16 protein-coding genes, 1 other RNA gene and 1 riboswitch are annotated in these 13,803 nt (G+C 69.7%); of the genes, 7 read left to right on the forward strand and 10 right to left on the reverse strand.

What is annotated here, in order from left to right; all coding sequences use genetic code 11:
• Window positions 1–52 precede the first annotated feature (52 nt).
• From AB4120_RS13135 to AB4120_RS13160, 6 genes are all read right to left on the reverse strand, one after another.
• The gene (locus AB4120_RS13135) at window positions 53–865 is read right to left on the reverse strand and encodes a sulfite exporter TauE/SafE family protein (protein ID WP_149135331.1); all 813 of its coding nucleotides are present in this window, start codon (window positions 863–865) and stop codon (window positions 53–55) included.
• 10 nt (window positions 866–875) lie between these two features.
• Window positions 876–1,316, reverse strand: a complete 441-nt coding sequence (locus AB4120_RS13140) for an EVE domain-containing protein (protein ID WP_149137465.1) — start codon at window positions 1,314–1,316, stop codon at window positions 876–878.
• Window positions 1,317–1,427: 111 nt separating this feature from the next.
• Window positions 1,428–1,643: non-coding RNA, 6S RNA (gene ssrS / locus AB4120_RS13145), on the reverse strand.
• A gap of 27 nt (window positions 1,644–1,670) precedes the next feature.
• Window positions 1,671–1,868, reverse strand: a complete 198-nt coding sequence (locus AB4120_RS13150) for a hypothetical protein (protein ID WP_149135332.1) — start codon at window positions 1,866–1,868, stop codon at window positions 1,671–1,673.
• 97 nt (window positions 1,869–1,965) lie between these two features.
• Window positions 1,966–2,304, reverse strand: a complete 339-nt coding sequence (locus AB4120_RS13155; RefSeq protein ID WP_144197925.1) for a cell division protein ZapA — start codon at window positions 2,302–2,304, stop codon at window positions 1,966–1,968.
• A complete protein-coding gene (locus tag AB4120_RS13160; protein WP_144197926.1) occupies window positions 2,301–2,636 on the reverse strand; it encodes a hypothetical protein in 336 nt (111 codons plus the stop codon). Before AB4120_RS13160 ends, AB4120_RS13155 begins: the two co-directional genes overlap by 4 nt.
• 201 nt (window positions 2,637–2,837) lie before the next feature.
• Window positions 2,838–3,101, forward strand: a riboswitch (cobalamin riboswitch).
• A gap of 78 nt (window positions 3,102–3,179) precedes the next feature.
• Between AB4120_RS13160 and AB4120_RS13165 the strand changes: the two genes are divergently transcribed.
• Genes AB4120_RS13165 through AB4120_RS13195 form a run of 7 tightly spaced genes read left to right on the forward strand, consistent with a single transcriptional unit; the run spans window position 3,180 to window position 10,104 of the window.
• Window positions 3,180–5,126: a TonB-dependent receptor plug domain-containing protein gene (locus tag AB4120_RS13165; protein ID WP_441642343.1), complete on the forward strand. Its 1,947-nt coding sequence runs from the start codon at window positions 3,180–3,182 to the stop codon at window positions 5,124–5,126.
• Between the two features lie 36 nt (window positions 5,127–5,162).
• Window positions 5,163–6,170, forward strand: a complete 1,008-nt coding sequence (locus AB4120_RS13170) for a FecCD family ABC transporter permease (RefSeq protein WP_149135334.1) — start codon at window positions 5,163–5,165, stop codon at window positions 6,168–6,170.
• On the forward strand, window positions 6,167–6,982 hold the full coding sequence (locus tag AB4120_RS13175) for an ABC transporter ATP-binding protein (RefSeq protein WP_441642344.1): 816 nt from the start codon (window positions 6,167–6,169) through the stop codon (window positions 6,980–6,982). The genes AB4120_RS13170 and AB4120_RS13175 overlap by 4 nt, the downstream gene beginning before the upstream one ends.
• The gene (gene cobO / locus AB4120_RS13180; protein ID WP_149135336.1) at window positions 6,983–7,624 is read left to right on the forward strand and encodes a cob(I)yrinic acid a,c-diamide adenosyltransferase; all 642 of its coding nucleotides are present in this window, start codon (window positions 6,983–6,985) and stop codon (window positions 7,622–7,624) included.
• 19 nt (window positions 7,625–7,643) lie between these two features.
• Window positions 7,644–8,708, forward strand: coding sequence for a nicotinate-nucleotide--dimethylbenzimidazole phosphoribosyltransferase (gene cobT / locus AB4120_RS13185; protein WP_441642345.1), 1,065 nt, complete (start codon window positions 7,644–7,646; stop codon window positions 8,706–8,708).
• 29 nt (window positions 8,709–8,737) lie between these two features.
• Window positions 8,738–9,514 (forward strand): adenosylcobinamide-GDP ribazoletransferase, encoded by a 777-nt coding sequence (locus AB4120_RS13190; RefSeq protein ID WP_149135338.1) that lies wholly within the window; start codon window positions 8,738–8,740, stop codon window positions 9,512–9,514.
• Window positions 9,499–10,104 carry a histidine phosphatase family protein gene (locus AB4120_RS13195; RefSeq protein WP_149135339.1) on the forward strand — a complete coding sequence of 202 codons (606 nt, stop codon included), beginning with the start codon at window positions 9,499–9,501 and terminating at the stop codon, window positions 10,102–10,104. Before AB4120_RS13190 ends, AB4120_RS13195 begins: the two co-directional genes overlap by 16 nt.
• Window positions 10,105–10,136: 32 nt before the next feature.
• On the opposite strand, the gene AB4120_RS13200 is transcribed toward AB4120_RS13195, so the two are convergent.
• From AB4120_RS13200 to cobU, 4 genes are read right to left on the reverse strand one after another with little or no spacing between them, the layout of a single operon-like run.
• Window positions 10,137–11,039 (reverse strand): cobalamin-binding protein, encoded by a 903-nt coding sequence (locus tag AB4120_RS13200; protein ID WP_441642346.1) that lies wholly within the window; start codon window positions 11,037–11,039, stop codon window positions 10,137–10,139.
• Between the two features lies 1 nt (window position 11,040).
• Window positions 11,041–12,069: a threonine-phosphate decarboxylase CobD gene (gene cobD / locus AB4120_RS13205; protein ID WP_441642347.1), complete on the reverse strand. Its 1,029-nt coding sequence runs from the start codon at window positions 12,067–12,069 to the stop codon at window positions 11,041–11,043.
• Complete coding sequence (gene cbiB / locus AB4120_RS13210; RefSeq protein WP_441642348.1) at window positions 12,066–13,040, reverse strand: adenosylcobinamide-phosphate synthase CbiB; 975 nt, start codon at window positions 13,038–13,040, stop codon at window positions 12,066–12,068. The genes cobD and cbiB overlap by 4 nt, the downstream gene beginning before the upstream one ends.
• Window positions 13,041–13,050: 10 nt before the next feature.
• Complete coding sequence (gene cobU, locus AB4120_RS13215) at window positions 13,051–13,767, reverse strand: bifunctional adenosylcobinamide kinase/adenosylcobinamide-phosphate guanylyltransferase (protein ID WP_149135341.1); 717 nt, start codon at window positions 13,765–13,767, stop codon at window positions 13,051–13,053.
• Between the last annotated feature and the right edge of the window lie 36 nt (window positions 13,768–13,803).

Here is a 13,803-nt window from a genome sequence, read left to right on the forward strand (position 1 = left end):
TCCCATGACTGTATCCGGGTGTTTCGCCGTGTAATACGGGGGAGCCGGGCAGTCAGAACGTCTGCCACGCCTTCCAGAGCATGTACGAGGCCAGGCAGGCCAGCAGCGCGGCGAACACGCGCCGCAGCGCGTTCACGTCCATGCTGTGGGCCGCCCGGGCGCCCAGCGGCGCGGTGAGCACGCTGGCGATGGCGATGATGCCCAGCGCCGGCAGGTACACATAGCCGAGCGAGCCGGCCGGCAGCCCGCCCACATTCCAGCCGCCCCAGACGTAGCCGACCACGCTGGCGAGCGCAATCGGAAAGCCGAGCGCGGCCGAGGTGGCCACGGCGTTGTGGATCGGCACATTGCACCAGGTCATGAACGGCACGGAGATGAAGCCGCCGCCGGCGCCGACCAGGCTCGAGATCAGGCCGATGACCGAGCCCACGCCGACCATGCCCGGCGTGCCCGGGAGCCGGCGCGAGGCGGGTGGCCGGCGGCTGCGCAGCATCTGGAGCGCCGAGAAGCCGACGAAGACCGCGAACAGCAGCGACAGCCAGCCGGTCTTGAGCACGCTGAAGATCTTGCCGCCACCGATCAGGCCACCCAGCAGGATGCCCGGCGCCAGCGCCAGCACAATGCCCCAGCGCACCGCGCCGCGCTTGTGGTGGGCGCGCACGGAGGAGAGCGAGGTGAACAGGATGGTCGCCATCGACGTGGCGATGGCCATGTGGACGATGTGGCTGTCGGAGACCTGCATGGCCGTGTAGAACAGCGTCAGGAATGGCACCATCAGCATGCCGCCGCCCACGCCGAGCAGCCCGGCGCAGAAGCCGGTGAAGGCGCCGAGGATCAGCAGCCCGGGAATCAGGACAGGACTCATGGCAGGTCCGTCATTTCATCAGCCGTTCGGTGATATAGCGCCATTCCGCCGGTGTGACCGGCGTGATGGAGAGGCGGTTGCCGCGCCGGAGCACGACCATGTCCGCCAGCGCCTCGTGCTCGCGCAGCGCGGGCAACGGGACCAGCGCGCTCTTGCGCACGAAACGCACATCCACGAGCGACCAGCGCGGTTCCTCGGGCTTCGAGGCCTTGTCGTAGTAATCGCTCTTGGGATCGAACTGCGTGGGATCGGGGTAGGGCTGGGAGCAGACCTCGGCCAGTCCGGCGATGCCGGGCTCGGGGCAGGAGGAGTGGTAGAACAGCACGCCATCGCCGATGCGCATCTGGTCGCGCATGAAGTTGCGCGCCTGGTAGTTGCGCACGCCAGTCCATGGCAGCGTGCCGCGCGTGGCAAGATCGTCGATGCTGGCTTCGTCCGGCTCGGACTTCATCAGCCAGTACTGGGGGGCGCGTTGGCCCGGTTTGGCGGCGGGTGGCGTCACGATACCAGTGTCCGTCGATCAAGAAAAAAGGCGGTGGTTCTAAAAACCACCGCCTTCTGAGGGGTCCCCGCCTCGGCCGCTGGGTCGGCATCCTGAACCCAAGTGAGGTTCAGAGTGGCTGCGGAAGTCGTATTTTGGGTACATCACCCACTCAGGGAGTCCAGGCGAACCCAGACTATGAATGCGGTGACGCGCTCGCCCACACGACATAATCCCGCACCATGCAATGCATATCGGTTCAAGGAGTTATGACCCTCACGAACCAGGCAGGGAAACTGTCAAACGTCTGACTTTATATTCACCTTACGCTGCGAGCAGCTTGGGTGTTGTCAGACGTTTGCCGTTTCGAAACAGGATGGGATGAAAACGGCGGCCGGGCGCGATAACCTGACCAATATGCTGCACCGTTGAGGCGTTGTGCAGTCTGGCTACACTATACACCGCGTCGTCTGGCATACCAAGTTCGGCATGTTGCATCGTTACATTTTCAACACCGGACATCGGGCAAATCCGACATTGCGCCATCGGCTTCACATCGCTGTCATGTGCGGCCGAGGCGGTGTGATTTCAAGTCCGGCCAGATTCGGCCTATTCAATTTCAGCCCTGCGCGCGCGGGTCGGTGCCCACGTGCGCGTACTGCCGCAGTGCCTCGTCGGCGCGCTCGTTCAGCTCGCGGATGCGGGCCCGCACGGCGTCCACGGGAATCTGCCCGTCCTCTTCCTGCTTGCGGCGCATGGCCAGCAGGTCCGAGGCAATGCTGATGGCGGCCATCACGGCCACGCGCTCCACGCCCTTGGCGGAGACGTTGCCCTTGAGCTTGTTCATCTGGTTGTCCACCAGCGCCACGGCTTCCAGCAGCGCGGCTTCATTATCCGGCGCGATGGCGAAGCGGTAGGGCTGCCCCGCGATGTTCACTTCGACTTGCTTGTTGCTCATGCGTGTTCTCCGGGGGCGGGGTGCGCGCCGCTGGCGTCGGGGTCGGTGCCGGTGGCCGGGGCGCCTTCACCCAGCAAATCGAGCTGGCGCGCATCGCTGGCCGTGGGCAGCTTGTCCAGGATCGACTGGATGCGCAGCTGGGCTTCCTCGATCTTGATATTGAGCAGTTCGCGGTCGGCCGCCATGGCTTCGCGGTCCGTGCGCAACTGGCTCGCCTCGGCCCGCAGGCGGTCGATCTCCGCGCGCAGCCGCTGGTTTTCCGCCGCCAGGGTGTCTGCGTGATGCAGCACGCGCCCGATCTTGGCGGCCAGTTGTTCGAGTTCGTTGAGCATAGTGCCTGTCTGTCCGATGGATTGTGGGTCAGGTTTCGGGATTCTAGCCGATGCCGGATCGGCCACGTCGTCAACGAGACGTTTCTGACTGTAGCGTCGCCCGGAAGTTGCATCGATCGTCACGCAACGTGCGGGCAAACGGTGCCGGAGTGGACGGTTCCGCACCACGTCGGCCAGATTGACGGCCCCGGTGAAACTGCCTACACTCGCGCACGTTCCAGGTGCTCGCGACCCTGCCCACAGGGCCGCAGTTCAACGGGAAACAGGGAGTCCGGGGCGCGCCGCGCACTGGGCCAACCTGTGCTGCCCCCGCAACGGTAAGCGACCGCGCACGCGCCATGCGCCGCGCAAGGGCCTGCCAGCATGCCACTGATCCACCCCGCCATTTGACGGGGATCCACCGATCGGGAAGGCGGCCGGCCTGATGTCGTCAGCCCGGATACCGGCCTGAACGCGGGCGCACCGCTCCACACGGCGGCGCGCCACTTCGCCATATGGCCCGCGGGGGAACGGGCCCGGCCGTGCTTCCATCCATCCAGCAACATGCGTTCCTCGCTCCACAGGCCGACCGCCGCGACACAGCCGCCGGTCCGCCCACTCGTGCCCGCCATCCTGGCGGCCATCGCCGTTTTCTCGTCCGCTTTCTCGCCCGCCATGGTCCACGCGCAAGCCGCGCCGGATGCGGGCGGCGCCGCCCCTGGCCAGACGCTCGCCCCGGTGGTCGTCACCGCCTCGCGCACCGCGCAGGCCGTGACCGAGGCGCTGCCGCACACCACGGTGGTCACCCAGGAAGACATCGTCAATGCCCAGTCGCCGGACCTGCGCTCGCTGCTGCGCGGCCAGGCGGGCGTGGAATTTGCCACCACGGGCGGCATGGGCGCCAACACCACGCTATTCATGCGCGGCGCCAATTCCAACCAGGTGCTGATCCTGGTGGATGGCGTGCGCATTGCCGGCGCCAGCGGCGGCACCGCGCAGCTCGCCAATATCCTGCCGGACCAGATCGACCATATCGAGGTGGTGCGCGGCAACGTCTCGGCCCTGTATGGCTCCGACGCCATCGGCGGCGTGGTGCAGATTTTCACCAAGAGCGGCGCCGGCCAGGCCCCGGCGGCCAATGCTTCGGTGGAGTACGGCAGCAACAACACGCGCCAGGGCACCGTTGGCTATGGCGGGCAGGTGGGCGATACCTCGTTCAACGTCACCGGCTCGATCTTCAAGACCGACGGCTATTCGTCGATCGACGCCGCGGCATGGAATCGCGACAACCCCACGCGCGCCCGGCAGGGTATCGGCCCGAACCCGGCCGACAACCCGTACGAGAACAAGAGCGTCTCCGGCCAGGTGAAGCACAAGTTCAGCCAGGACTGGGACGCCGGCGTGGCCGCGTACTACTCCAACAGCCAGCTGTCGTACGACAGCACCAGCGGCAAGCCGACCGACGACCTGCGCATGGATAGCGAGCTGTACACGCTGTCCGCCTTCGTCAACGGCAAGGTGCTGCCCGACTGGCGCACCCATTTCAAGGTCGCCCAGAGCGAGGACCGCGCCGAGACCACCAAGAACGGCCTGTTCGACAGCCTGTTCAGCACCCGTTCCCGCCAGTTCAACTGGCAGAACGAGTACGCGCTGACGCCTGACCACACGCTGCTGTTCGGCACCGACTACCTCCAGCAGGAACTGTCGTCCAGCGCCTACAACGCGCCCACGCGCAATGTGTTCTCGGTCTACGGCGGCTACGAAGGCAAGATCGGTCGCCACCAGCTGCAGCTGAACGCGCGCAACGACCATTATTCGGACTTCGGCAACCAGGGCAGCTTCTTCGCCGGCTATGGCTTCAACCTGACCCAGGCGGTCAAGCTGATCGCCAACGTCAGCAACGCCTTCCGGGCGCCGACCTTCAACGAACTCTATTACCCGAACTTCGGCCAGCCGAACCTCCAGCCCGAGCGCGCCAAGTCGGCCGAACTGGGCGTGCAGGTGGAAACCGCCGCCACCGGGCTGCTGCGCGTGACTGCGTTCGAGACCCGCTACAACGACCTGATCGTCTCCACGCAGCAGGCCGGCGGGCTGTTCCTGGCGCAGAACGTCAACAAGGCCAAGGTGCAGGGGGTGGAGGCGTCCTGGCGCGCCAACCTGCTCGGCACGGATGTCGGCGCCAGCGTGACCTTCCAGAATCCGGTCGATGAAACCAACGGCACCCAGCTGCTGCGCCGCGCGCGCCGCCATGCGTCGGTCGATGTAGGCCGGAATTTCGGCGATTTCCGATTCGGGGGCGAGTGGCTGGTGTCGTCGTCGCGGATGGACAATGGCTCGCGCCGGCTGGGCGGATACGGTATCTTGAACCTCACCGCCCGCTACAACATCGACAAGCAATGGTTCGTCGCCGCCCGCGTGGAAAACCTGTTCGACAAGAACTACCAGCTCGCCTATCCGTACGCCACGCAGGGCCGGGCGGGGTTCGTCACGCTGGGATGGCGCCAGAAATGAGGCCCGGCAAGGCGCCGCGCGGGGACGGTGCCCGCCATGGCTGAGGCGCGCCGCGCGCTGGCCGTCTGGCTGGTCCTCGCCCTGGCGGGGCTGGCCGTGTTCGGGCTGTCGCTGGCGCTGGGCAGCGTGTCGCTCGATGCCGCGCAGCTCTGGCAGGCCCTGAGCGCCACCGATGCTGGCATGGCCGGCGCCATTGTCAGGGAATTACGACTCCCCCGCGCCGTCGCCGCGTTCGCATGCGGCGGCCTGCTGGCGCTCTCCGGCGCGCTGATGCAGGTGCTGCTGCGCAACCCGCTGGCCGAGCCCTATGTATTAGGCGTCTCGGGCGGCGCCGCCACCGGCGCGCTGCTGGCGATGCTGCTGATGCTGCCGCTGTGGACCGTGCAGGCCGGCGCCGCTGGCGGGGCGCTGCTGTCGATGGTGCTGGTGGCCTCTCTGGCGCGCCGGGACCTGCTCCACCCGCGCGTGCAGGGCGGCCACCACGAGGCCGGCGCCCGCCTGCTGCTGACCGGCGTGATCCTCGCCGCCGGCTGGGGCGCGCTGATCACGCTGATCCTGGCCATCGCGCCGGAGTCGCGGCTGCGCGGCATGCTGTTCTGGCTGACCGGCGACCTTGGCGGCACCGCCAGCTATGGCGCCGCGCTGGCCACGCTGGCCGTGGCGCTGGTACTGGCCATGCCGATGGCCCGCTCGCTCAACGTGATGCTGCTTGGCGAGACCGTGGCACAATCGCTGGGCGTGCAGGTGGGCCGGGTGCGGCTGGCCACGTTCCTGATCGCCTCGTTCGCCATTGCGGCGGCGATCACCACCGCCGGGTCGATCGGCTTCGTCGGTCTGGTTGTGCCGCACATGGTGCGGCTGGCCTGGGGCAACGACCAGCGGCTGCTGCTGCCGGCGTCGGTGCTGCTGGGCGGCACGCTGCTGATGGCGGCGGATCTGATCGCCCGTACCGTGATCGCCCCCACACAACTGCCGGTGGGCGTGATTACCGCGCTGCTCGGCGTGCCGACCTTCCTCTATCTGCTGCTGCGGAGGCCGCGATGAACCACTGGTCTACGCCGCTTGCGCCCTGTCCCAGCCTGCACCTGCGCGACGTCGCCCTGCGCGCCGGCCCGCGCGTGCTGGTGGAGCATCTGTCGATGACCATCGCGCCGGGCGAGTTCTGGTGCGTGGTCGGCCCGAATGGCGTGGGCAAGTCCACGCTGATGGGCGTGCTGGCCGGCCTGCGCGCGCCCGATGGCGGCGAGGTCCGCATCGACGACACCCCGGTCACCCGCGCCGCGCCGGCCGCGCTCGCGCGCCAGCGGGCCTACCTGCCGCAGGCCGTGCATGACACCTTCTCGATGGCCGTGCAGGACGCCGTGCGCGTGGGACGTCATCCGCACATGAGCGGCTGGGGCTGGGGCCAGGGCGATGACGACCGCGTGGTGCGCGACGTCATGACCGAACTCGACCTCGACGCCCTGACCACCCGCGACGTCCTCACGCTCTCCGGCGGCGAACGCCAGCGCGTGTCGCTGGCTGCCGCCATGGCCCAGCAGGCGCCACTGCTGCTGCTGGACGAACCGGTGGCTCACCTCGACCTGCGCCACCAGATCCTCGTGCTGGAACTGCTGCGCCGCCTGACCACGGCGGGCCGCCACGCGGCCATCGTGATCCTGCACGATCTCAACCTGGCGCGCCGCTACGCCACGCATGCGCTGCTGATGTCCGAAGACGGCCAGGCGCTGCATGGCCCCGCGCCGGATGTCCTTACCCCCGCGCAGTGCTCCCGGGCGCTGCGCACCCCCATTGTCAGCGTCAGCGACGGCCTTTATACGGCGCTGATCCCGAATGGGACGACTGGAAATTCGTAAATGAACGATATCGACAACAACACGCCGGACACCTCGGAAGACGATGGCCGCGACGCCCGCCACAAGGCCCGCATGGCGCGCAAGAAAGAGGTGGTGGATGCCAAGATCTCCGCCGCGCAGACCGAGCGCGGCGTGATCGTGATCACCACCGGCAACGGCAAGGGCAAGTCCAGCTCGGGTTTCGGCATGGTCGTGCGCGCAATGGGGCACGGCATGCGTACGGGCGTGGTCCAGTTCATCAAGGGCGCCATCCCGAGCGGCGAGGAAATGTTCCTCCAGCGCTTTCCGGAAGCATGCGAGTTCCACGTGATGGGCGAGGGCTACACCTGGGAGACCCAGGACCGCGCGCGCGACGTCGCCAAGGCCGAGGCCGCCTGGGACATCGCCCGGCGCATGCTGCAGGACCCCGCCATCGGGCTGGTCCTGTTCGATGAACTGAATATCGCGCTGAAGCTGCATTACCTCGACGTGGAGCAGGTCATTGCCGACCTGCGCGCCCGTCCGCCGATGCAGCACGTGGTCATCACCGGCCGCGGCGCCCCGCCGGCGCTGATCGAGGCCGCCGATACCGTGACCGAGATGACCCCGGTCAAGCACGCGTTCCAGCAGGGCATCAAGGCCCAGCGCGGCGTGGAAATGTAAAGACACTGCGGAAATATCGATGTCCACCTTCACCGACACCCCCCTGCAACGCCCCCCGATCGCCCCGCTCGACGATTCCCTGCGCGCCGCGCTCCAGGCCGCCATCGACCACAAGACCAAGCCGCCCGGCTCGCTGGGCCGGCTGGAGTCGCTGGCGATGCAGATCGGCCTGATCCGGGGCGAGACCCAGCCGGTGCTGACCCGCCCGACCATCATCGTGTTCGCTGGCGACCATGGCGTGGCCGATGCCGGCGTAAGCGCCTTCCCGCCTGAAGTCACGGCCCAGATGGTGCTGAACTTCCTCGGCGGCGGCGCGGCGATCAATGTCTTCACGCGCCAGCACGGCATGGTGCTGGAAGTGGTGGATGCCGGCGTGCGTGCGCCGCTGCCGGCCGCGCCGGGGCTGGTCAACTGCCGTGTGGCCGATGGCACGCGCAATTTCGTCGAGGAAGCCGCGATGACGCCGGCGCAGGCGGGCGCGGCCATCCAGGCCGGCATGGCGCGCGTGCTGCGCCATGCGGAGCAGGGCACCAATGTGATCGGCTTCGGCGAGATGGGGATCGCCAACACCTCCGCCGCGGCCTGCCTGATGAGCCGGCTGACCGGCCTGCCGCTGGCCGACTGCGCCGGACGCGGCACCGGGCTGGACGAGGCCGGCGTGGCCCGCAAGCGCGAGATCCTCGAGCGCGCGCTGGCCCGCCACGCCGAGGTGACCGCGCCGCTCGACGTGCTGGCCACCTTCGGTGGCTACGAGATCGCGGCGATGACGGGCGCCTACCTGGCTGCCGCCGCCTGCCGCATGGTGATTCTGGTCGATGGCTTCATCGCCTCCGCCGCGCTGCTGGTGGCGGCGCGGATCGACCCGACCGTGCTCCAGTACTGCGTGTTCTCGCATTGTTCCGATGAGCGCGGCCACAAGGCCCTGCTGGCCGAATTCGGCGCCGAGCCGCTGCTGGCCCTGAACCTGCGCCTGGGCGAAGGCACCGGCGCGGCGCTGGCATGGCCGCTGGTGGCCTCGGCGGCGGCGTTTCTCAAGGACATGGCGACGTTCAGCGGTGCCGGCGTGAGTGCCGGCACGGCCTGATCGATCCCCCGCCGACCCCGGACCCGACCATGGCCGACGAACTGCGCTTCTTCCTGACCGCCCTCGGCTACTTCACGCGCGTGCCGCTGCCACAGCGGCTGGCCGGCTGGGTTGGCTTCCAGCCGCACTTCCTCAACGCGGCGGCGCGCTACTTTCCGCTGGTGGGGCTGCTGGTGGGCGTGGGCGGCGCGCTGGTCACCTGGGGCGCGCTGGCCTTGTGGAGCGCGCCCGTGGCCGTGGTGCTGGGCATGATCGCCACGCTGCTGCTGACCGGCGCGTTCCATGAGGATGGCCTGGCCGATTGCGTGGATGCCTTCGGCGGCGGCTACCGGCGCGAGGACGTGCTGGCCATCATGCACGACTCGCGCGTGGGCGCCTTTGGGGCCATCGCCATCGTCATGGCGCTGCTGCTCAAGTGGCAGCTGCTGCTGGCCACGGGCGACGCGGGCGGGCTGGCCGTGCTGCTGGCGGTGCTGGTAGCCGGCCATGGCGCGAGCCGGGCGATGGCGATCTCCTTCCTCGCCACGCACGACTATGTGCGCGCCGAAGGCAAGGCCAAGCCGGTGGCGCAGCGGCTGGCCGGGGCCGGTCTGCTGTTTGCGCTGGTCTGCGGGGTGGCGCCGCTGGTGCTGCTCGGGCCGATGTTCGCGGGGGTGGCCATCGCCGTGCTGGTGGGGGTGCGCGCGGCACTGGGCGCGTACTTCGTGCGCCGGCTTGGCGGCTATACCGGCGATTGCCTCGGCATGGCGCAGCAGTGTGGTGAACTGTCGATCTACCTCGTGGCGGCCGCATGGACGTGGTCCTGATCCGCCACGCCCGGCCGGAAGTGGCGCCGGGCATCTGCTACGGCGCGCTGGACCTTGCGCTGGCGCTGCCCGTCTCGCCGCCCGCCGAGCGGATCGTCGCCACACTGGAAGGGCTGCGGCCGGACCGCATCCTGACCAGCCCGGCGGCACGCGCGCGCGACACGGCGACAGCGCTGGCCCACGGCATCGACACCCGCATCAATCTGGAAATCGAACCGCGCCTGCGCGAGCTGGACTTCGGCCAGTGGGAAGGGCGGGAGTGGGCCACCATCGACCGCGCCGATCTCGACCACTGGGCCGCGAACCTGATGGCGGCGCGGCCCCACGGTGGCGAGAGCGCCGCGCAGGTCATGGCGCGCGTGGTGGACTGGGCCGGTTCGCTGCCGGGCGAGGAGGGCGAGGGGGGCGGCTGCCTGTGGGTGGTGACCCACGCCGGCCCCATCCGCATGCTGGCCGCGCACTGGCTGGGCCTGCCGCTGGCGCGCACGCTGGCGTGGGAACTGGGCTTTGGCGCTACGTGCCGTTTCCATCTGGAGGGTACGGATGGCAGCGGCGCCCGGCTCGGCTGGTGGAACCGGCTGCCGAACTAGATCGAATTCGGTCGAACGAGTACGAATCTGAGTCAGGACGGCCGGCGGGAGCGCGCGATATCGAGATCCTTGCAGATCTCCGCCGCGCCCTGCACCACGCGCGGACCGGCGCGGTTGACCAGATCACCGTCGATGATGAACAGGTTGTTGCGCGCCACCGCCGTCACTGACTTCCATTTTTCCCACATCGCAAAATCCGCCAGCGGCTTGTCCGGCCGCGTGGCGCCCATGCCCGCCGTCATCATCGCCTCGGGGTTGCCGGCCACCACCGCTTCCACGGACACGGTCGGCACCAGCGGCGGTTCGTTCCCGAACAGGTTGCGGCCGCCGCACAGCGCCAGCATGTCGCTGACCATGTGCTGGCCGTTCAGCGTCATCAGCGGCTGCTGCCAGACCTGATAGAAGACCGTCACCGGGGGCCGGTTGGCGTAGGTCTTGCGCAGCGTCTCCACCTGCTGGCGGAAGTCCGCGGCGGCGCGCGTGGCCACCGGGCCGGTGTCCATCAGCTTGCCCAGCTTCTCAAGGTTTTCCGGGATCGATGCGAGCTTGCGCGGCTCGCTCAAGTACAGCGGCAGGCCTAGCGCGCGCAGGCGGTCGGTCTGCTTCTGCGCGTTGCCGTGGCGCCAGACCACGATCAGGTCCGGCTTCAGCGCGGCAATTCGTTCGAGGTCCAGCGCCTTGTTGTCGCCCACGCGCGGCAGGTCGCGCGCCTGCGGGGGGTAGTCGCTGTACGAGACCGTGCCGACGATGCGATCGCCGCCGCCAGCCGCGTAGAGCAGCTCCGTCACATGCGGGGCCAGCGAGACGATGCGGCGCGCGGGCTGGGCCAGCGTCACGGTGTTGCCGGCATCGTCGATTACGGAGATGGCCGCGTGGGCGGGGCAGGTCAGGAGTGCGGCGACCGCGGCGGTCAGCGCGGCAATGGACTTCGTCATGTCAGGGGGCGAGAGAGGAGGTGGCGTCGGCCAGCGCGCGGTCGAGCCGGCGCCAGCAGGGTTCGTTATCGGGCGGCAGGCCCAGGCGCAGGCTGGCGGGGCAGCCGCCGGCCGCATCGAACAGCCGGGTCCACACGCCTTGTTGTGCCAGCGCCGCGTGCAGGGCCGGCGCGCGGGCATCGGGCATCCAGCTGAACAGCGGCTGCGACACCGGGGACAGCCCGTGCTCGCGCAGCAGCATGGCCAGCCGCTGGCCGGCGGTGGCGAGCCTGGCGCGCGTGGCGTGCTGCCAGTCGGTATCGGCAAGGGCATGCTGGGCGACGGCGCGCGCCGGGCCGGAGACGGTCCAGTGGCCGAGCTGGTCGCCGAGTGCCGCTAGCAGGTCCGGCGCCGCGAACACGAAGCCGCAGCGCACGCCCGCCAGCCCGTAGAACTTGCCGAGCGAGCGCAGCACGACCAGGCCCGGCGCGGCGGCGTCCGCCACCAGCGACGGCGCGGCCAGCGCATCCATGAAGGCCTCGTCCACGACCAGCGTGCCGTGCCGGCTTGCCACTTGCCGATGCCAGTGGCGCAGCGTCTGCGCCGGCAGCAGCCGCGCGGTGGGGTTGTTCGGGTTCACGACCACCAGATGGTCGAGGTCATCGGCCAGATCGGCACGGGCGAAATCGGCCTCATCGAGCGGGACGACGGTGTGCCCGGCCAGCGCAAAGGCCGGCGCGTACTCGCTGTAGCCCAGCGCGGCAATGCCCACGCGCCCCGGGTGCAGCAGGCGCGGCAGCGTGCGGATGGCCGCCTGCGAGCCGGCCACCGGCAACGCGTGCGCACCGCCGTAGGCGCGCGCGGCGATGTCCGCCAGGGCGTCATCGTCCTGCGGCAGCCGTTGCCAGACCTCGGCGGGCAGCGGCGGCACCGGGTAGCCATCGGGATTGATGCCGGTGGACAGGTCGAGCCATTCGGCCACGGGCCGGCCATGGCGGCGCGCGGCCGCGAGCAGGTTGCCGCCGTGGCGGATCGGGGGGAGGGCGCTCATGCGGCCATCCGCATTGTCATCGCCATCCCGATCGGCACGCTCAGCATCGCCAGCCCGAGCCAGAGCCACAGCGTGCGCTGCACCAGCCGCAGGCAGGCATCGACATGGGCCGCGCCGGGCGGGTCTCCAACGCCAAGCGGCGGACGTTCCTCCCACTCGCCGTGATAGCGCGCGCCGCCACCGAGCGCCACGCCTACCGCGCCGGCGCCGGCGGCCATCACCGGGCCCGCGTTGGGGCTGGACCACGCGGGCGCCTGCGTGCGCCAGCAGCGCAGCGCCTGCCCCGTGGCACCGAGCAGCGCGTAGGTCAGCGCGGTCAGCCGCGCCGGGATCAGGTTGAGGCCGTCGTCGAGCCGCGCGGCGGCCCAGCCGAAATGCAGCAGGCGCGGCGTGCGATAGCCCCACATCGCGTCGAGCGTATTGGCGAGCCGGAACACGATCACCGCCGGCGCGCCGCCGATAAAGAACCAGAACAGCGCGCCGAAGATCGCATCGTTGCCGTTCTCGAGCGCCGATTCGCAGGCGGCGCGGGCCAGCGCCTCGGCGTCGGCATCGGTGGTGTCGCGGGAGACGATGCGCGCGGTCAGCCGGCGGGCATTGGCAAGGTCGTTGCGCGCCAGCGCGGCGGCAATCGGCGCGATGTGCTGGGCCAGGCTGCACGCGCCCAGCGCCGCGTAGAGCGCCACCGCATGCAGTGCCCACGCCAGCGCCGGGTGTGCGCGCTGGGCGAGCACGACCAGCCCCCAGGCCAGCGCAGCCGGCACGAGCACCATCGTCGCCCAGGCCAGCAGCCCGGCGGTGCGTTGGCGAAGTGAGGAGTGGGCGGGACGATTGAGGCGCGCTTCCAGCGCGGCGGCCAGACGGCCGAAGCCGACCAGCGGATGCCAGCGGCGCGGCTCGCCCAGCCAGCGGTCCAGCAGCACGCCGGCCAGCGCGGCGGCCACGCAGGCCGCCCAGGACATCATCAACATGGTGGGAAGATCACGCGGGGTCGGCGCCCTTGACCGCAACCGGAATGCCGGCCACGAGCAGGCGCACGCGGTCCGCGGCGGCGGCCAGCTTCTGGTTCAGGCGGCCCAGTTCGTCCACGTAGAAACGGGTGATGGCGCCCGTGGGCACCACGCCGAAGCCGATCTCGTTGGAGACCAGGATCACGTGGCCCGGCAGCATCGGCAGCGCGGTGAGCAGCGCGTCGATTTCCTCGGTGAAGGCGGGCGGCGGGGTGATGACGCCGTACTCGGGGTAGGCGCGGTTCTCGTCGAAGATCAGGTTGTTGAGCCAGAGCGTGACGCAATCGACGAGGATGCAGCCGTCATGGCGCGCGTGCGCGTAGAGGGCGTCGGCAAGGTGCACCGGCTCTTCCACCAGCGCCCAGTCGGCCGGGCGGCGGGCGCGGTGCAGCGCGATGCGCAGCTCCATTTCCTCGTCGGCCGGCTCGGCGTCATGGCGCGCGGTGGCGATGTAGGTCACCGGGCCGCACGTCAGCATGGCGTGGTCCGTGGCGAGCTGTTCGGCGAAATGGCTCTTGCCCGAGCGCGCCCCGCCCAGCACCAGCGTGAGCGTGCGCGGGGCGGCCGTGCCGGCCTGCGGCTGCGGCGCGGTCTCCGTCTCGGGCTTGCTGGCAACGGCGGCGCCGGCCGACGCGGGATCGGCGGGGCCCGTGATGCCGAGTGACTTGACGATGGCCTTGGTTTCCATCCGGCGTATTGTAGCGGCGGCATGCGGTGCCCGCAC

Source organism: Cupriavidus sp. 2KB_3 (assembly GCF_052115685.1).
GTDB classification, from domain to species: Bacteria; Pseudomonadota; Gammaproteobacteria; order Burkholderiales; family Burkholderiaceae; genus Cupriavidus; species Cupriavidus campinensis.